At 46.6% G+C, this 15,576-nt stretch carries 15 protein-coding genes; 8 read left to right on the top strand and 7 right to left on the bottom strand.

Annotated elements, in window-relative coordinates; genetic code table 11:
- Nucleotides 1–6: 6 nt before the first annotated feature.
- A complete protein-coding gene (locus EBI00_RS07085) occupies nucleotides 7–1,473 on the bottom strand; it encodes an NAD-dependent succinate-semialdehyde dehydrogenase (RefSeq protein ID WP_123095219.1) in 1,467 nt (488 codons plus the stop codon).
- Nucleotides 1,474–1,830: 357 nt separating this feature from the next.
- On the opposite strand from EBI00_RS07085, the gene EBI00_RS07080 reads away from it, so the two are divergent.
- Entirely contained in the window at nucleotides 1,831–2,508 is a 678-nt protein-coding gene (locus EBI00_RS07080; protein WP_241556976.1) for a GntR family transcriptional regulator, read from the top strand.
- Nucleotides 2,509–2,677: 169 nt separating this feature from the next.
- Nucleotides 2,678–4,195 carry an aldehyde dehydrogenase (NADP(+)) gene (locus EBI00_RS07075; RefSeq protein WP_123095218.1) on the top strand — a complete coding sequence of 506 codons (1,518 nt, stop codon included), beginning with the start codon at nucleotides 2,678–2,680 and terminating at the stop codon, nucleotides 4,193–4,195.
- Between the two features lie 4 nt (nucleotides 4,196–4,199).
- On the opposite strand, the gene EBI00_RS07070 is transcribed toward EBI00_RS07075, so the two are convergent.
- The 3 genes from EBI00_RS07070 to EBI00_RS07060 are packed head-to-tail and all read right to left on the bottom strand — an operon-like array spanning nucleotide 4,200 to nucleotide 7,428.
- A complete protein-coding gene (locus tag EBI00_RS07070; protein WP_241556975.1) occupies nucleotides 4,200–5,525 on the bottom strand; it encodes an NAD(P)/FAD-dependent oxidoreductase in 1,326 nt (441 codons plus the stop codon).
- A gap of 2 nt (nucleotides 5,526–5,527) precedes the next feature.
- Complete coding sequence (locus EBI00_RS07065; RefSeq protein WP_123095217.1) at nucleotides 5,528–6,463, bottom strand: 4-hydroxyproline epimerase; 936 nt, start codon at nucleotides 6,461–6,463, stop codon at nucleotides 5,528–5,530.
- Nucleotides 6,451–7,428 carry a dihydrodipicolinate synthase family protein gene (locus EBI00_RS07060; protein ID WP_206612558.1) on the bottom strand — a complete coding sequence of 326 codons (978 nt, stop codon included), beginning with the start codon at nucleotides 7,426–7,428 and terminating at the stop codon, nucleotides 6,451–6,453. Before EBI00_RS07060 ends, EBI00_RS07065 begins: the two co-directional genes overlap by 13 nt.
- A 160-nt stretch (nucleotides 7,429–7,588) precedes the next feature.
- Between EBI00_RS07060 and EBI00_RS07055 the strand changes: the two genes are divergently transcribed.
- Nucleotides 7,589–7,999, top strand: coding sequence for a hypothetical protein (locus EBI00_RS07055; protein WP_241556974.1), 411 nt, complete (start codon nucleotides 7,589–7,591; stop codon nucleotides 7,997–7,999).
- Nucleotides 8,000–8,068: 69 nt separating this feature from the next.
- Here EBI00_RS07055 and EBI00_RS07050 read toward each other — a convergent pair whose 3' ends face one another.
- Entirely contained in the window at nucleotides 8,069–8,788 is a 720-nt protein-coding gene (locus EBI00_RS07050) for an FAD-dependent oxidoreductase (protein ID WP_338322917.1), read from the bottom strand.
- A gap of 21 nt (nucleotides 8,789–8,809) precedes the next feature.
- On the opposite strand from EBI00_RS07050, the gene EBI00_RS07045 reads away from it, so the two are divergent.
- The 5 genes from EBI00_RS07045 to EBI00_RS07025 all read left to right on the top strand — a co-directional run bounded on the left by EBI00_RS07045 (nucleotide 8,810) and on the right by EBI00_RS07025 (nucleotide 13,120).
- Nucleotides 8,810–9,046: a hypothetical protein gene (locus EBI00_RS07045; protein WP_123095215.1), complete on the top strand. Its 237-nt coding sequence runs from the start codon at nucleotides 8,810–8,812 to the stop codon at nucleotides 9,044–9,046.
- A 99-nt stretch (nucleotides 9,047–9,145) separates the two neighbouring features.
- Nucleotides 9,146–10,087, top strand: a complete 942-nt coding sequence (lpxM, locus tag EBI00_RS07040) for a lauroyl-Kdo(2)-lipid IV(A) myristoyltransferase (RefSeq protein WP_123095214.1) — start codon at nucleotides 9,146–9,148, stop codon at nucleotides 10,085–10,087.
- 45 nt (nucleotides 10,088–10,132) lie between these two features.
- Nucleotides 10,133–11,074: an oxygen-dependent coproporphyrinogen oxidase gene (hemF, locus tag EBI00_RS07035; RefSeq protein ID WP_123095213.1), complete on the top strand. Its 942-nt coding sequence runs from the start codon at nucleotides 10,133–10,135 to the stop codon at nucleotides 11,072–11,074.
- Between the two features lie 61 nt (nucleotides 11,075–11,135).
- Complete coding sequence (gene aroE / locus EBI00_RS07030) at nucleotides 11,136–11,945, top strand: shikimate dehydrogenase (RefSeq protein ID WP_123095212.1); 810 nt, start codon at nucleotides 11,136–11,138, stop codon at nucleotides 11,943–11,945.
- A gap of 14 nt (nucleotides 11,946–11,959) precedes the next feature.
- Nucleotides 11,960–13,120 carry a GNAT family N-acetyltransferase gene (locus EBI00_RS07025; RefSeq protein ID WP_123095211.1) on the top strand — a complete coding sequence of 387 codons (1,161 nt, stop codon included), beginning with the start codon at nucleotides 11,960–11,962 and terminating at the stop codon, nucleotides 13,118–13,120.
- Nucleotides 13,121–13,300: 180 nt separating this feature from the next.
- Here EBI00_RS07025 and EBI00_RS07020 read toward each other — a convergent pair whose 3' ends face one another.
- Together EBI00_RS07020 and EBI00_RS07015 are read right to left on the bottom strand one after the other, a co-directional pair.
- The gene (locus EBI00_RS07020) at nucleotides 13,301–14,374 is read right to left on the bottom strand and encodes a hypothetical protein (protein ID WP_123095210.1); all 1,074 of its coding nucleotides are present in this window, start codon (nucleotides 14,372–14,374) and stop codon (nucleotides 13,301–13,303) included.
- A gap of 106 nt (nucleotides 14,375–14,480) precedes the next feature.
- The gene (locus tag EBI00_RS07015) at nucleotides 14,481–15,440 is read right to left on the bottom strand and encodes a helix-turn-helix transcriptional regulator (RefSeq protein WP_123095209.1); all 960 of its coding nucleotides are present in this window, start codon (nucleotides 15,438–15,440) and stop codon (nucleotides 14,481–14,483) included.
- Between the last annotated feature and the right edge of the window lie 136 nt (nucleotides 15,441–15,576).

The following is a 15,576-nucleotide window of genomic DNA, read 5'->3' as shown; positions in this document are numbered from 1 at the left end:
AGAACCTTACGCCAAGCCGCCCATGCACAAGTATTTGATTTCTATGTATTCGTCGATGCCGTACTGAGAACCTTCGCGGCCACTACCCGATTCTTTCACACCACCAAATGGCGCAACTTCACTGGAAATAATGCCTTCGTTGATGCCCACCATGCCGTATTCCAAAGCTTCAGAAACACGCCAGATACGCGCAATATTTTGGGAGTAGAAGTAAGACGCCAAGCCAAATGGGGTATTGTTTGCCATGGCAACGGCTTCGTCTTCGGTTTTAAATTTGAATAGCGGAGCAACTGGGCCAAAGATCTCGTTAGAGAAAATGTCCATGTCTTCGGTAACGCCAGTCAAAATGGTTGGCTCGAAGAACTGCGCGCCAGCAGCCGTGGCTTTTGAACCACCAATTAACGCTTTCGCACCCTTTGCCATAGCATCGCCAACCAGTTGTTCCACTTTGCTAATCGCCGCTGGATTGATTAGCGGACCAATATTGACGCCTTCAGCAAAACCATCGCCTGTTTTGAAAGTAGCAACACGCTTAGCAAGCTTCTCTGCGAACGCATCGTACACACCTTCTTGCACTAAAATTCGGTTTGCACAAACACAAGTTTGGCCTGCATTACGGTATTTAGACGCAATCGCGCCTTCTACTGCGGCATCTAGGTCAGCATCATCAAACACAATGAAAGGTGCGTTGCCGCCCAGTTCCATCGAGGTGCGTTTAACGGTTTGCGCGCACTGAGACAGTAACAATTTGCCGACTGGTGTAGAACCGGTGAAAGACAATTTACGTACGGTTGGATGGCCAGTTAATATGCCACCAATGGCTTTCGCGTCTTTACCTACAACCACGTTCAATACGCCTGCTGGAATGCCTGCTTGATGGGCTAGTTCAGCCAGAGCCAACGCACACAAAGGGGTTTCGTCAGAAGGCTTAATGACAATCGCACAACCTGCAGCCAGTGCAGGGCCGGCTTTACGTGTGATCATGGCAATTGGGAAGTTCCAAGGCGTAATAGCCGCCACGACACCAATAGGCTGTTTGATGGTCAATACACGCTTGTCTTTGGCAAAGGTTGGAATCACATCGCCATTTAAGCGACGCGCTTCGTCGGCAAACCAATCAATAAAAGACGCGCCATAAGCCACTTCGCCTTTTGCCTCGGCAAACGGTTTGCCTTGCTCCAAGGTCATCAATGTCGCTAGGTCGTCTTGGTTGTCTAGAATAAGCTGGTTCCAACGGCGCAATAAAGTCGCGCGTTCTTTCGCTGTGCGGCCTTGCCATTCTTTCTGAGCTTTTTCAGCCGCCTCAACGGCTAGCGTTGTCTCTTCTGCGCCCAAATCGGCCACATCAATAATGTGTTCACCATTGGCTGGGTTGGTTATCGCGAACGTCTTACCAGATTTGGCCGCGACCCACTCGCCACCAATGTATGAGTGACGTTTCAGTAAAGAAGGCTGAGATAGTATTGCTGTCATAAAACACTCCAGACTAGGCTGCGGAAAATGGATAGAAAGTAAGCCACATAGCACCGCACTTTGAATATCATTCGATAGTAGGCAATGGCTAAGGTTTGAAAAATGAGAAGCTATCAATTCAATGTTTGATATTACTCAAACATTATAGGCAACATACTTTCTTGATAAGGTACTGTTTTGATGTCGCCTAGTGTTTATAAAAAGGCGTGTGGCACGCCTTGAGCATAACCTTATTGATAGGGTTGAACTGAAAAAAACAGCTTACGTCGTCATCAAGCGATTTTTGAGTATAATAGAGCCGTAATTTGAATGGCTGTCTGGTTATCAAAAATAGTGTATTGAGACAATTTAGAGGGTATGAAATTGGCACCAAAAAGAGCCGTTGTTCGTCAAAGCTTATCTGATGTGATTGTCGCAGATTTACGTCAGCGTATTTTATGCGGTGATTTGAAGGAAGGTACCTTGATTCGTCAAGAGCTTTTGGCGGAAGAATATGATGTGTCACGTATGCCTGTGCGAGAAGCATTAAAACGCCTTGATGCGGAGGGTCTCGTTATTTTTCAAAACAATCGAGGCGCGACGGTTACTCAGCATTCCCTTGATGAAATCGCAGAAATTTTCGACATTCGCATCATGTTAGAAGTGGATCTTTTTCAGCGTGCGATTCCTAACATGACAAAGAAAGAGTTTGCGGAATGTCAGACGATATTAGAAGCCATGGACGACTCTTATCAAGCCGGCAATATTGCTGATTGGGGGCCTCTGAATGCGTCTTATCATGGCAAATTATATGAGGCGGCGGGTCGTCTTCTGACGCAAGAGTTACTGAAGCGTGTGACCATGCAAGCAAATCGCTATGTCAGTATGCACATTGATAGATTAAATAAACGTGAAAATGCCAGCCACGATCATCACTTGCTACTTGAGCTTGCGCGTAAGCGTGATGTGTCAGGAGCGATAAAGCAACTTAGCGATCATCTAGTCAACACTAAAACCCAAGTCATAGAGCTGGTTAAGCTAACGCGTGCAGGGTAACCCTTTATTTCCCTCTTTCCTTTATCGTAATTTTTAAAGCGCTTTTGTCTATGTAGTTTCAAGCGATCTTGCTATCAGCGGCAAAATAGTAAACACTTGTGCTATCTTGTAAAATTGGATACAAAATACAATTGGTCATAACAAAATTTGTCATAACAATGAGGGTACTATGACGTTTACTCCCCATGGAAAACATTTAATTGCTGGTCAATGGGTAAGCTCAGAACAGCAGTTTCAGTCATCTCCAGCGCACGGTGATGCTTTTTTTTTCTCAAAAGGTAGTACGGCTCAAGTACATTTGGCCGTAATAGCGGCTGAAAATGCTTTCGAAGAATACAGTAGTATGTCGCGTGAAAAACGAGCGGCGTTTTTACACACTATTGCCGATGAAATTGACTTACGTGGCGATGAGATTACCGCGATTGGTCGTGCTGAAACTGGTTTACCCGAAGCACGCTTGCAGGGTGAGCGTGGGCGAACCTGCGGTCAACTGCGACTATTTGCGCAGCATATTCTTGAGGGTGATTATTTAGATCGTCGACACGATAAAGCCTTACCTGATCGTCAGCCTTTACCTCGTGCTGAGTTGCGGTTGTTGCAAAGACCAATAGGACCTGTTGCAGTATTTGGTGCATCCAACTTCCCTCTCGCTTTTTCGACTGCTGGTGGCGATACCGCTTCTGCATTGGCAGCGGGTTGTCCTGTGGTTGTTAAAGGTCATAGTGCGCACCCTGGGACGGGTGAGATTATTGCTGAAGCGGTTCACGCAGCGATCCAAAAGTGTGGTATTCCAGCAGGCGTATTTAGTCTTATTCAAGGCGGTAATCGTGATGTGGGAACGGCTTTAGTGGAGCACCCTTTGATTAAAGCGGTTGGCTTTACTGGTTCGTTAATGGGTGGACGTGCGCTATTTGATTTATGTGCCGCGCGCCCAGACCCCATTCCCTTTTTCGGTGAGCTTGGCTCAGTAAATCCAATGTTTCTTTTTCCCAGTGCGGTGTCAAATCGTGGAGAAGCCTTGGCGGCAGGCTGGGCTAGTTCATTAACGATGGGAGCCGGTCAATTCTGTACCAATCCTAGCGTGGCTATATTGCTAGCGGGACCCGACGCAGACGCTTTTGTGTCCAAAACAAAAGAAGCATTATCGGCGGTGCTTCCTCAAACTATGCTCACAGAAGGTATTGCGGATGCGTATCGAGAAGGGCAAAAGCGCATCGCAGGATTAACAGGTGTTCAAGAAGTGCTAGCAACCCACTCTGAATCACGCAGTGCCACGCCATATTTGTATACGACGACGACAGCAGAATGGTTAGCTAATGAAGCGCTGTCTGAAGAAGTGTTTGGGCCATTAGGGATTGTTGTCTTTGCGGAAAATTTGGATGACATGCGAAAAATGGCGAATCACTTAAAAGGCCAGTTAACCTGTACTCTGCATCTAGATGATGAAGATATTGAAGCGGCACGCACTTTTATGCCGATACTAGAACGTAAAGCAGGACGAATACTGGCCAACGCCTTCCCTACCGGTGTTGAAGTCTGTGACAGCATGGTTCATGGCGGCCCCTATCCTGCATCGACAAATTTTGGTGCGACCTCCGTCGGCACCATGGCCATTCGTCGTTTTTTGCGTCCAGTGTGTTACCAAGATATTCCCAATACCCTGTTGCCAACGGATTTGATCTCTTAATGCGTCACTGTGAATGCTTGTTGTGTAGAGTGTGAAAACGCTGTGCGCAATAAGCATTCATAGGAATACTCGACGGTTGTTCATTAATCAACTCTGCAACCAGTTCGGCTGTGCCTGCGGACTGAGTTAACCCCAAATGCCCATGTCCAAAAGCATATACAACACGCTTAGATTGGCTCGCGTAGCTAATCACAGGCAAGCTGTCGGGCATGGAAGGACGAAATCCCATCCACTGTCTACCGCCTTCGATGTTCAAGCCTGGTAAGAACTCTGCCGCTTTGTTGAGCAAAACGTCTGCTCGTTGATAATGTGGCTTCAACGTCAATCCACCCAACTCAACCGCCCCACCGATTCGTACACCTTCGCCTATTTTTGTCACCACAAAGCCGTGATTGCTAAAAGTTAGGTGGGTTTTTAAATCAAATGCTCTGGCAGGTAAGGTCGTGTTGTACCCTCGCTCTGTATCCAATGGCAAACTGTCTCCAATAGACTGTGCTAAGGTTTTTGACCAAGCACCAGCACAAAGGACCACTTGATTGGCTTCATAATCGGCTGAGTCACTTTTTAAGTTGACAGAGTCGTCTTTCAAATCAATAGAATGAATCGACGCGATGGCAATTTTACCGCCACGTTTTTCAAACTCGTTGGCCAAGTGCTGAGTCCATTGGGCAGGATCACAAACGTTTTTCCATTCTGGCGTATAAGCGGCATGGGTAAACCTAGGGTCAATGCCGGGCTGAATGTCAGCTATTGCCTCTGGCGTGAGTAAGAACTCATAGACAACGCCATGCGCTTGACGAGTTTGCCAGCCAGCAAGGCTTTCGTTAAATTCGGCTTGTCCTTCGTAAAGCTGTAACTGCCCTTCTCGACGAATCATGGCTTCACCGTTTACGGCATCGATTTGGCGTTCAAGAGCGGCTTTAGATAAATCCATCAAACTGGCTTGTGCCGCCAAGGCGGTTTGGTATTTGTCTTTCCAGCTGGCGCGCCAGAAGCGCAACATCCAAGGGAGGATTTTTAAGGCATAAGCCGGTCGGATAGACAAAGGGCCGAGAGGATCGATCAACCATTTTGGTGCTTTTCGCATAATGCCAGGAGTGGCGAGAGGAATCACATCCGCAAAGGCAAACACACCTGCATTGCCAGATGAGGTTTCGGCTGCCACACCTTTTCGATCCAATACCAACACTTGTCGACCTTCAGCTTGCAGTTTTAACGCAATGCTAATGCCGATGATTCCGGCACCAATAACAATCACATCGTGCTTTATTGTGTCCATATCCGATTCGCTCATCATCACTAATCCATTATTTGAAGTTGAATGCGTCATTGTTAAGACAGCTTAATGCCATTTCTCAACGAGTCGTTGGGGTTCATCACTAAAGTGGCTTCTTTGGTAACAAACGCCTGTCCAGTAATATTTGGGATAATGGTATCGCCTTTTGAAGGCTGATAGCTCAAACGATAACTGCTGCCAATGGTGCTTTCTTGAATGATTTCTTCATTGGGAGCAAGGCGATTATCTGCTGCTAGGCAAGCCAAGCGAGCGGAACTGCCTGTACCGCAAGGCGAGCGATCGTAGGCGTTGTCAGGACACAGAACGAAGTTGCGGCTGTGGCTATTCTCATTAAGTGCTGGCCCATAAAGAACAACGTGATCAATGATGCCACCATCTGTACCTGTTAATTGCTTTGCCTCAATGGCTTCGCGAATTTTGATCGAGACTTCCGTCAGGTCACGAATATTACTTGGAACAACAGGCACAGGGCTTTGATCGACAATAAAGAACCAGTTTCCACCATAGGCAATATCACCAGAGACTGTACCTATCCCTTCGATTTCTAAGCTCACATCTTTCTGTAAGCGACGGCTGACCACGTTTTTTACAGTCACTGTATTGGCATCAGACAAGGTGACTTCAACCACACCAACGGGCGTTTCGATTTTATGAGTGCCCATACCGATTTTCCCCATATACGCCAGCGTAGCTGCTACGCCAATGGTGCCGTGACCACACATGCCGATGACAGCTGCAGCGTCGAAATAAATCACGCCGGCCACGCATTCAGGGTTAACTGGCTCTACCAGCATCACGCCAACCATGGCTTCTTGCCCATAGGGTTCGGCTACCACGGAACGATAAAAATCTTTATGCTCCGTCGCTAATATCTTGGCGCGTTCCGCCAATGAGCCAGAACCTAAATCTGGCCCACCAGACACAATAACGCGGGTTGGTTCACCTTCCGTATGACTGTCTATGACTTGCATGTATCTATTACTCCACCTTGTGTAGCCCAATCTGCAAACCAGTCTTTGAAGAGGGCATATTGTTCTTCACAGTAACGACGTTGTGCGGCGTTAAGCTCGTCCGTTTCATTGAAGTGTAATCGATACGCTTCTTCGCCGTTTAAGACAAGCAAATATTTGAAGAACAATACCAATTCTGGGCCTTCGTCGAAACTGGCCAAAACGGAAAAGGCCTCTTCTAATTCTTGGGCGCGAACGCGGGCTTCGGCGTTGCCCTTCGCAGCCAATCGACACAGATTGGCGAGCAACAAGACTTCTTTCGGCAATGCTGTGCCAATACCGGTAATCGCACCAACTGCGCCACATTTGACGAAGCCGTGATAGACCGCTGTATCCACACCGACCATCAGCAAGACGTCATCGTCTTGGGAGGTGATGTTTTCCGCGGCATAGCGTAGCGCTTCTTTACTGCCAAACTCTTTAAAACCGACCAGATTCTTATGCTCAGTACGTAGCGCAAAAAACAAATCCGCTCGGGTTTCAAAGCCATACACAGGGCTGTTATAGATAATTGCTGGAATCGACGGCGCCGCGTCTAAAATCGCCTTGAAATGATGTTTCTGTGCGGCAATCACCGAGCCACGAGACAGCACACGAGGAATCACCATCAAACCCGCCGCACCAACTTTTTCCGCGTGCGCCGCTAATGCCACCGCGGATTTGGTATTAATCGCCCCAGTACCGACGACCACAGGAATCCCCGCATTTACTAAGCGCTCTACACCTTCCATACGCTCGGCGTCCGTCAACAAAGGCCAATCGCCCATAGAACCGCAATACACCACCGCAGACATCCCCGCCGCCATCATCTCCTTACCCTTTTTTACCAAATTATCGAAATCTGGCGTACGATCCGCCTTACAAGGCGTCATCAACGCCGGCATGATGCCATTAAAAACACTTACATCAAAAACGTCATTGCTCATCATTCACGACCTTTTTTAAGAAATTGAAGGATTTTACTAGCCATCTATCAAAATGGATTTTGTATCCAAAATATACCTAGAGTAAAAAGTAGTCAATAAATACTCTTCTTTTAGGTGGTGTTTTACATTCGCTCTTAGATGTTATGCTGGCTGCCCTTTTATGGAGCTTGTTCTATATGTCGTTTCTGAAGAGTTATTACCGCTAGAAGAGGTTTGTTTGCCCTATTTCGATCAGTTCATGAAGCAGTGGAAAGCCTATTTAACACAGCAGCTTTCCCAATGCGGGCTGTGTTATGAAGTCTCAGACGCTGGTGTTGCAGTGGATATTAAAGCCAATTCGCTGGCGTATTTTGCTTGGTTGAGGACGCATTCCATCGAACTTGTTGGAATCGATGAAGCAAGGGATGGAGTCGCATGGGTGATGCTGGAAAAGCAATTAAAAGCCTTTGCTGATAAAGCGGAGAAAGGCACGTTCGATCTTGTTTCGAAGCTGCACATTGAAGAAAGCCAAATTCAGATAGTTCTCAATTTTAGCTATGATGACGAGCAACATATCGTTTATGTGAGTTGATTTCCGCCTGCGCGGAAATGACGGTGCGTGAACAACCATAGGTTGTTCACGTAAAGAGCTCTGTAATCATTAAGCTTTCTTTGCTTTCTTATTCGGTAAGTCGGTAATCGTTCCAGCGCCGAGTTCTGCCGCTAAACCGACGGTTTCGTGGAGGCTTGGGTGGGCGTGGATGGTTAAGGCGATGTCTTCCAGTGTGGCGCCGAATTCAATGGCGAGTGTCAGTTCACCGAGTAATTCACCCGCGTGGGAACCCACGACGCCGGCGCCTAAGACGCGTTCTGTTGCTTCGTCATAAATGAGTTTGGTTTTGCCTTGGGTTGCGCCGGAAGCAATGGCGCGTCCGCTGGCGCTCCATGGAAAAACGGCGGTTTTAATATCGATGTTTTGCTTCTTCGCTTCGGTTTCGGTTAAGCCAACCCAAGCCACTTCTGGGAAAGTGTAAGCGATAGACGGAATGGCGAGCGGTTGGAAATCTACCTTGTGGCCAGCAATGACTTCGGCTGCGGTGTGGCCTTGATGTGATGCCTTGTGCGCCAACATTGGGCCGTGAGTAACGTCGCCAATCGCATAAATATTGGGTACAGATGTTTGGCACTTTTCATTTGTCAGTACAAAACCGCGTTCGTCTAATTTGACGCCGATGTCGGAAATACCCGCGGTTTTGCCATTCGGCGAGCGACCAACGGCGACCAGCACGGCATCCACTGAAAGGCTTCGCTCGCCATCTTTGTCTTGCATGGTGACGTTCAAGGCTTCTGGTGTGGCTTCTGTATTAAAATAGTTGATCATCGCAACATGAGCTTATGCACCATGTTAACAACGGATAAATGCATCTTGCCAGAGGAAGTCTGTATTGCCCTCGCGGCTTTTTATGATGTTAAAATAGAATGGTTAACCAAGGTGTTTATGAGGTTGGAGTCTATACAAGAAGACCACGCCAAAGGCCGAAGCATTCAGTTTCTTTCGACACTCCACGGCGCTTCTGTATTGGTACAAGCAACAAATCAAATAGAGTTTTACGAAACAGCGGTCGAGGCGTGGCGGTGATTATGCTGTTTTAATAACGAGACATATCATTTTGTGGCCTTGTTTGATTGATGTAAGATGGTGCCCTTCACTTACTGTACGACATAGGCTCACATTTACATGAGTACATCCGATAAGCATTTGCACAACCCCACTTTTGAATGGCGTTTTCTTCATCCTCGTTTTTGGGGGGTGTGGTGTATTGTTTTCTTATCTTTCTTATTGGCTTTTGTGCCTTTTCGTATACGCGATAAATTCGCTTGCAAATTAGCCAAGCTGGTAATCAAAAGAAAAGCCAGTTCGCTCAAGCGTGCTCGCTTAAACTTAGCGCAATGCTTTTCTGAAAAGACGCCTGAAGAGCGCGAGGCTATTTTGCTGAGCAGTATAGAAGTCGGTCTTCAGTTTTGCTTAGCGTATGGTGAATTGTTGGTTCGTAGTGAGAAATACAAAAAAAGCCGTGATGCCGTGTTTGGTGGGGAACACCTTTTTCCGCTTATTGAGAAGGGGGAGAATATCATCTCTTTGACGCCCCATTGCTGGTCGATTGATTATACCGGTTCTATGTTGGCATCTCGTGGTGTCACTATTACGACGATTATGCGTCCACAGAGAAACCCGGTGTTTGATTGGTTCATGCATAAGCAGCGTACGCAATATGGCCGAGGCATGGTGTACCCTCGTGATGCGAGCATTAAGCCGTTTTTAAAGTCGGTAAAAGAAGGTTGCTTGGGGTATTACTTACCCGATGAGGATCATGGGGCTCAGCAGTCGGTTTTTGTTCCCTTTTTTGATGCAGAAAAAGCAACACTGAAAGGCTTGGGCAAACTAACCAAGCTAACGAATGCGAAAGTGGTTCCTATGTTTCAGGCTTACAATGCCCAATCTGGGAAATACGAACTGCATATATTTCCTGCCCTTGAGAACTTCCCAACCGGTGACGAAACACAAGATGCGATTGTGATGAACAAAGCATTAGAAGACATGATAGGGTCTTGTCCAGAGCAGTACATGTGGATTTTGAATATCCTACGGACGCGTCCGGATGGCTCTCGTCTTTATTAACTAAGCCACTTTCTTCCTTTAAGATAAGACTCGATGGAGCATTTCATGTCAGTCAGCTCACCTGCCACGGTAACCCGCCTTGATGTCGAAGCGGTTAAAGACTATTTATTGTCACTGCAAGATCACATTTGCGCGTCATTAGAAACTATGGAACCCGAGATTCGTTTCAAAGAAGACGCTTGGGATCGTCCTAATGGCGGCGGTGGACGGACTCGTGTTATTGCGGGCGGCGAGATAATAGAAAAAGGCGGCGTGAATTTCTCCCATGTGATGGGCGACAACCTCCCTCCGTCTGCGACAGTCGATCGTCCTGAATTGGCGGGTGGCCGATTCGAAGCTATGGGCGTGTCGCTTGTTATTCATCCCAACAATCCTTTTGCTCCAACGTCCCATGCTAACGTGCGTTTGTTTGTTGTTTATAAAGACGATATGGCGCCTGTTTGGTGGTTTGGTGGAGGGTTTGATCTGACACCTTATTACGGCTTTGATCAAGACTGTATCCATTGGCATCAAACCGCTTACGATGCGGTGGAACCCTTTGGTGAAGGCTATTACTCACGTTTCAAAAAATGGTGTGACGAGTATTTTTATTTAAAACATCGCGGTGAGCCTCGCGGTATTGGTGGTTTGTTTTTTGATGATTTTAACGAAGGCAGCTTCGAGCATTGTTTTGCCATGATGCGAGCTGTGGGCGATGCTTATACAAAAGCCTACTTGCCGATTCTAGAGCGCCGGCATGATCACGAATTTAACGAGCAACAGCGTGATTTCCAATTACATCGTCGTGGTCGCTATGTGGAATTTAACTTGGTATTCGACCGAGGCACGCATTTTGGTCTACAAAGTGGTTTGGGCCGTACAGAGTCTATATTGATGTCCTTGCCGCCAGAAGTGCGCTGGACCTATGAATATCAGGTTGAGGCCGACAGCGACGAAGCCAAACTCACCGAGTATTTTTTGACCTCCAAAGATTGGCTTTGGGTTTAGTGTTTCGTTAGGTTTCGTATTTCAGCATTGCGCTTTGTACTTCAACAAAAGAGGACTTATTTTGGATCAATACGCCGTTGTCGGAAATCCGATTGCTCACAGCAAGTCGCCCAGTATTCATGCTTATTTTGCCCAGCAAACGGGACAACACCTGATGTATTCGACCTTGCTGGGTGATCTGGTTGAATTTGAAAACCAAGTGAGAGATTTTTTTGAAAAAGACGGCAAAGGCCTGAATATTACCGTGCCGTTTAAAGAGCGTGCATTTGCCATGTGCGATATTCTCAGCCAACGCGCTAAGCAAGCGGGCGCCGTGAATACTCTCATGATTGGAAAAAATGGCGACCTGTTCGGCGATAATACCGATGGTGTGGGCATGGTTCGTGACATTACTCATAACCACGGGCAAAGCTTTAAAGACAGGAGCGTATTGATTTTGGGGGCTGGTGGTGCAGTGCGTGGTGTGCTTGAACCTATTTTGGCCGAGAACCCGGAATCTGTCACCATCGCCAATCGAACGGTTGAAAAGGCGCAAGCTTTAGCGGATCAATTCGATTGCCTAGCATCGTCCTTTGAAGCACTAGAAGGTCCTTTCGACATCATCATTAATGGTACATCAGCCAGTTTATCTGGCAGTTTACCGCCATTAAAAGACGAACTAGTGAACGGGCAAACTTGGTGTTATGACATGATGTACAGTAAGGAGCGCACGGTGTTTTTACAGTGGGCGCACGAACATGGTGCTGTTGGTGCCGATGGCCTGGGAATGCTTGTTTGCCAAGCCGCAGAAGCGTTTTATTTGTGGCGACAAGTGCGTCCAGAAACCGCCAGTTTGGTTGATTCTATGCGTAAGCAGATGGAAGCCAGCTAAATAAGGAAAGTAGTATGAAAGCGCAGTGGTTCAATTCGGTCGATCAAATAGGCGAAGCTAAATGGCAAGCCGCTATTGGAGAAACTCGTTATCCCTTTGCGCAATTTGCTTTTCATCAAGCGTTAGAGCAAAGCAAAAGTATTGGCGACGGAACGGGCTGGTATCCAGAATATTTGTTAGTAATGGATGATGACGACAGTCCGCTCGCCATTGCCCCAACCTATTTGAAAACCCACTCTCAAGGCGAATTTGTGTTTGATTGGTCTTGGGCGGATGCTTACCAGCGTTACGGCATGCGTTACTTTCCTAAGCGTATTTGGGCGATTCCCTTTTCCCCTGTGACCGGCGTGCGGCTTTTTTCACACCTTGACCCAAAAGGCGATGATGTGGAGTTTTCTCATCTGTACCCTGCTCTTGCGGAATTGATGACTCAAGCCAATCAAGAACGCGACTTCTCCAGCTGGCATTTGTTGTTTACCAAGCCAGAACACGCGGCCTTGTTTGCGCCAAACAAAGATCTGATACAGCGCATTTCCTGTCAGTTCCACTGGTTTAACCGTGGTTATAAAGACATGGAAGAGTACTTGTCACACTTCTCGTCACGCAAACGCAAAACCGCCCGTAAGGAACGCGAAAAAGTCGCGAAGGAAGGCATCACACTGACTCGAACCATCGGCCGCGATTTAACCCCAGCCGACATCGATTTTTTCTATCTGTGCTATCAATCCACTTACGCCAAACGCGGACAACAGGGTTATCTCACCCGCGAATTCTTCGGTCAATTAGCGCAAGACATGGGCGAGCAAATCCTCTTAGTGCAAGCCTTTCGAGAAGGCGAAGCCATCGCCGCCTCTTGGTGTTTCTTCGACGATCATTCTTTGTATGGCCGTTACTGGGGCTGCATGGAAGAAGTGGATTGCCTGCACTTTGAAGCCTGTTACTACCAAGGCATCGAGTTTTGTTTGGAAAAAGGGTTACAGCATTTTGACCCAGGCACCCAAGGGGAACACAAAATCGCCCGTGGCTTTGAACCTGTGTTCAGCCACAGCATCCACTACATCGCCCATGAAGGCTTCCGCGACGCCATTGGTAACTTCTGCGAGGAAGAAGCTGAAGCGGTGCGTGAGTACCATCAAGACACCCACGAATTGTTGCCGTTTAAGCAAGAAATCTAGAATGTTTTCTCATTTGGGAGAGCTGTTTGGGCATTTTAAGGTATTCTAGATCAAGCTCTTCTTGGCAAAGTTGGTCATATCATAGGACACGGGCTTCTTATCGTATGTCCTTAGGGAAAAGCTTTCGCTAAACAAGTCCCACGGCTCGCAAATTGATTATATGGCGACACACACGCTCACTCAGCCCCAGAAGTAATACCCGACCGTAATAAACAAAATCACTGTTGCGAGCGCGCCGTATACCACAATTACTCTTTTCTCTAGGTAAGTCATACCTTTAGCATGCCGGTCATGATTACTTCTATCCATAACAAGTTGACGAATGATAGCAGACGCTCTTCCTACAACATTCATAAGCTTTGAGTTATTTGGTGTAGCAGTTATGGTGTCTTTAAAAAAGTTCCTGTCTCTCTCTACTTCTGGGATTTCGTCCACATTTACCACTCTAATTGAGTTAGGATCTACTCTAAGCTCCTTCAGTGATTCAAGCCCTCTTAAATGCTTAAGAAGCACCTCTTTACACTGTAGACTTTCTTCCGTAATAGCAAAATTTTTATCATTCTGGTGTGAGAATTCTCCACCAAAAATAGATGACTGCTTATCTTTCCCATCCTGTGTGAAGTACATAATATATAGAGCATTAGTTGGCAGGACGTATTCATTACCCTTGGTATTTACATTCTCAACTCTTGTGCAATAAAGTGCTGCAATATTGTCATTCCTGAGGCTTTCCGAACGAGGATGCCAGCGCCCTTTGGAACTCTTAGTTTTATATTTTCCCCGGCTCGTAGAAAGTATTATTGATCTCTTCAAATGCTTTTTTCTAAACGCTTCGTTAATATCAATGATAGTTGAGCCATAACTATAGTGAGAAACAGGGCTTAAAGTGCGAGTAACAGCCTCGAATGGAGGCAAAATTAAAGGTCGCTCACTAAATTCTTCCAGTTCAATATAGACATTCCTTCCCAACCTTAGATAGATTCCAAAAATGGCCTCGGATTTATCTTTATGATTCTCCAACGTTATAGAATTAACATACGTATCTTGGTAAAGAAGATCACTGCTCCAGACATATCTTGCTGTAATTTTAGTCGAGCTTTTCATTCGATAACTGGCATAGGCAGGTATGAATGTTATTATTGCAATGCCAACTGTAATAGCTCCGAAATATAGAGAGAAGAAAAGACCGAGCACTGATCGTCCCTCTTCCCCTATCGAAACTGCTTCCTGAAAAAATGATTCAATTATGTCCATATCCGTAACCTTATCGCGCCCTTTAATAGCTATTTATGTCCACTATGTTAGAGCAAACCATGGTGGCTTTCGCCCTTTTTTGTACTGCTTAACTCAGAGCTGTATTTTAGCGATACAACGTAGCCAAGGATGACACCATTTTCTCCATTTCTGCCCGCAGTTCTGGTGGGCCAATTACTTCTAGTTCAGCCCCAAAGCGTAAGAGTTCTGCACAACCGTATACCGATTCGCCCACTGGAAATCTGGCTCGGTGCCAACCTGATTCGTCCATTGGTTCTATCTGAGCTTGATTAACCGCATAGGAAGAGCAAACGTGTTGCATGATCTTTCTGCCGAGAGACGTTAAACGTACCTCGGCAATAATAGGAAACTGCACCACTTCCATTCGGCGTAAACTGTCTTGCCAAAATGCCGTTAAATTAAAGTCTTTGGGGCGTTCGAATGTTTCATCTAGTAAAGTTAATGATTCAATACGAGAGACTCTGTATGTCCGCACGTCTTTTTCTACCTGTGCGAGCAAATACCACTGACCGCCTTTTAAAACGATGCCCAGAGGTTGTAGCTGGCGATTAATTTCGCCTTTCCAGCTTTGATATTGCATGACAACACAGCGTTGTTCTAATACCGCTGTCATTAAGTCTGGCAAGTAAGTGACTTTTTCATCGTCAGAAAACCAATTGGGCGCATCCAGCAAAAATCGACTTTGTAAGCGGTCGATTTCAGGTCGTATGTTTTCTGGTAAGGCGGCCTTTAACTTTAATTGAGCATCGGCAAGGAGGGTGTCTATCCCCATTTTTTGCGCAGGACCAGACAACCCGGCTAAAAACAGTGTTTCTGCTTCTTTGGCGGAAAGCCCATTCAAACGGGTGCGATAACCTTGCAACAACCGATAGCCACCTTGCACTCCTTGTTCGCTGTAGACGGGGACGCCAATGGCGCTAAGTGCTTCGATATCCCGATAAACCGTACGAATAGAGGTTTCACAGGCGTCAGCCAATTCGGCGGCCGTGACCTTCTCGTGGGTTTGTAACATCATCAGCATTTTGAGTATTCGGCTGGCTCGCATGAAATTCTCCTTTCGCTGTTCTTTGTCATCGAGCTAAGTCATCTTGCCAACTAACAGCATTAAGCGAATGTTATTTCGCTAGTATAAAGTATAAACCTGACGCTAGATGTCAGGTTTAGTCACTAATATAGCTCAT

The sequence above is a fragment of the Marinomonas hwangdonensis genome, from assembly GCF_003721245.1.
Taxonomy (GTDB): domain Bacteria; phylum Pseudomonadota; class Gammaproteobacteria; order Pseudomonadales; family Marinomonadaceae; genus Marinomonas; species Marinomonas hwangdonensis.
This window is presented reverse-complemented; position numbering and strand designations above follow the sequence as displayed.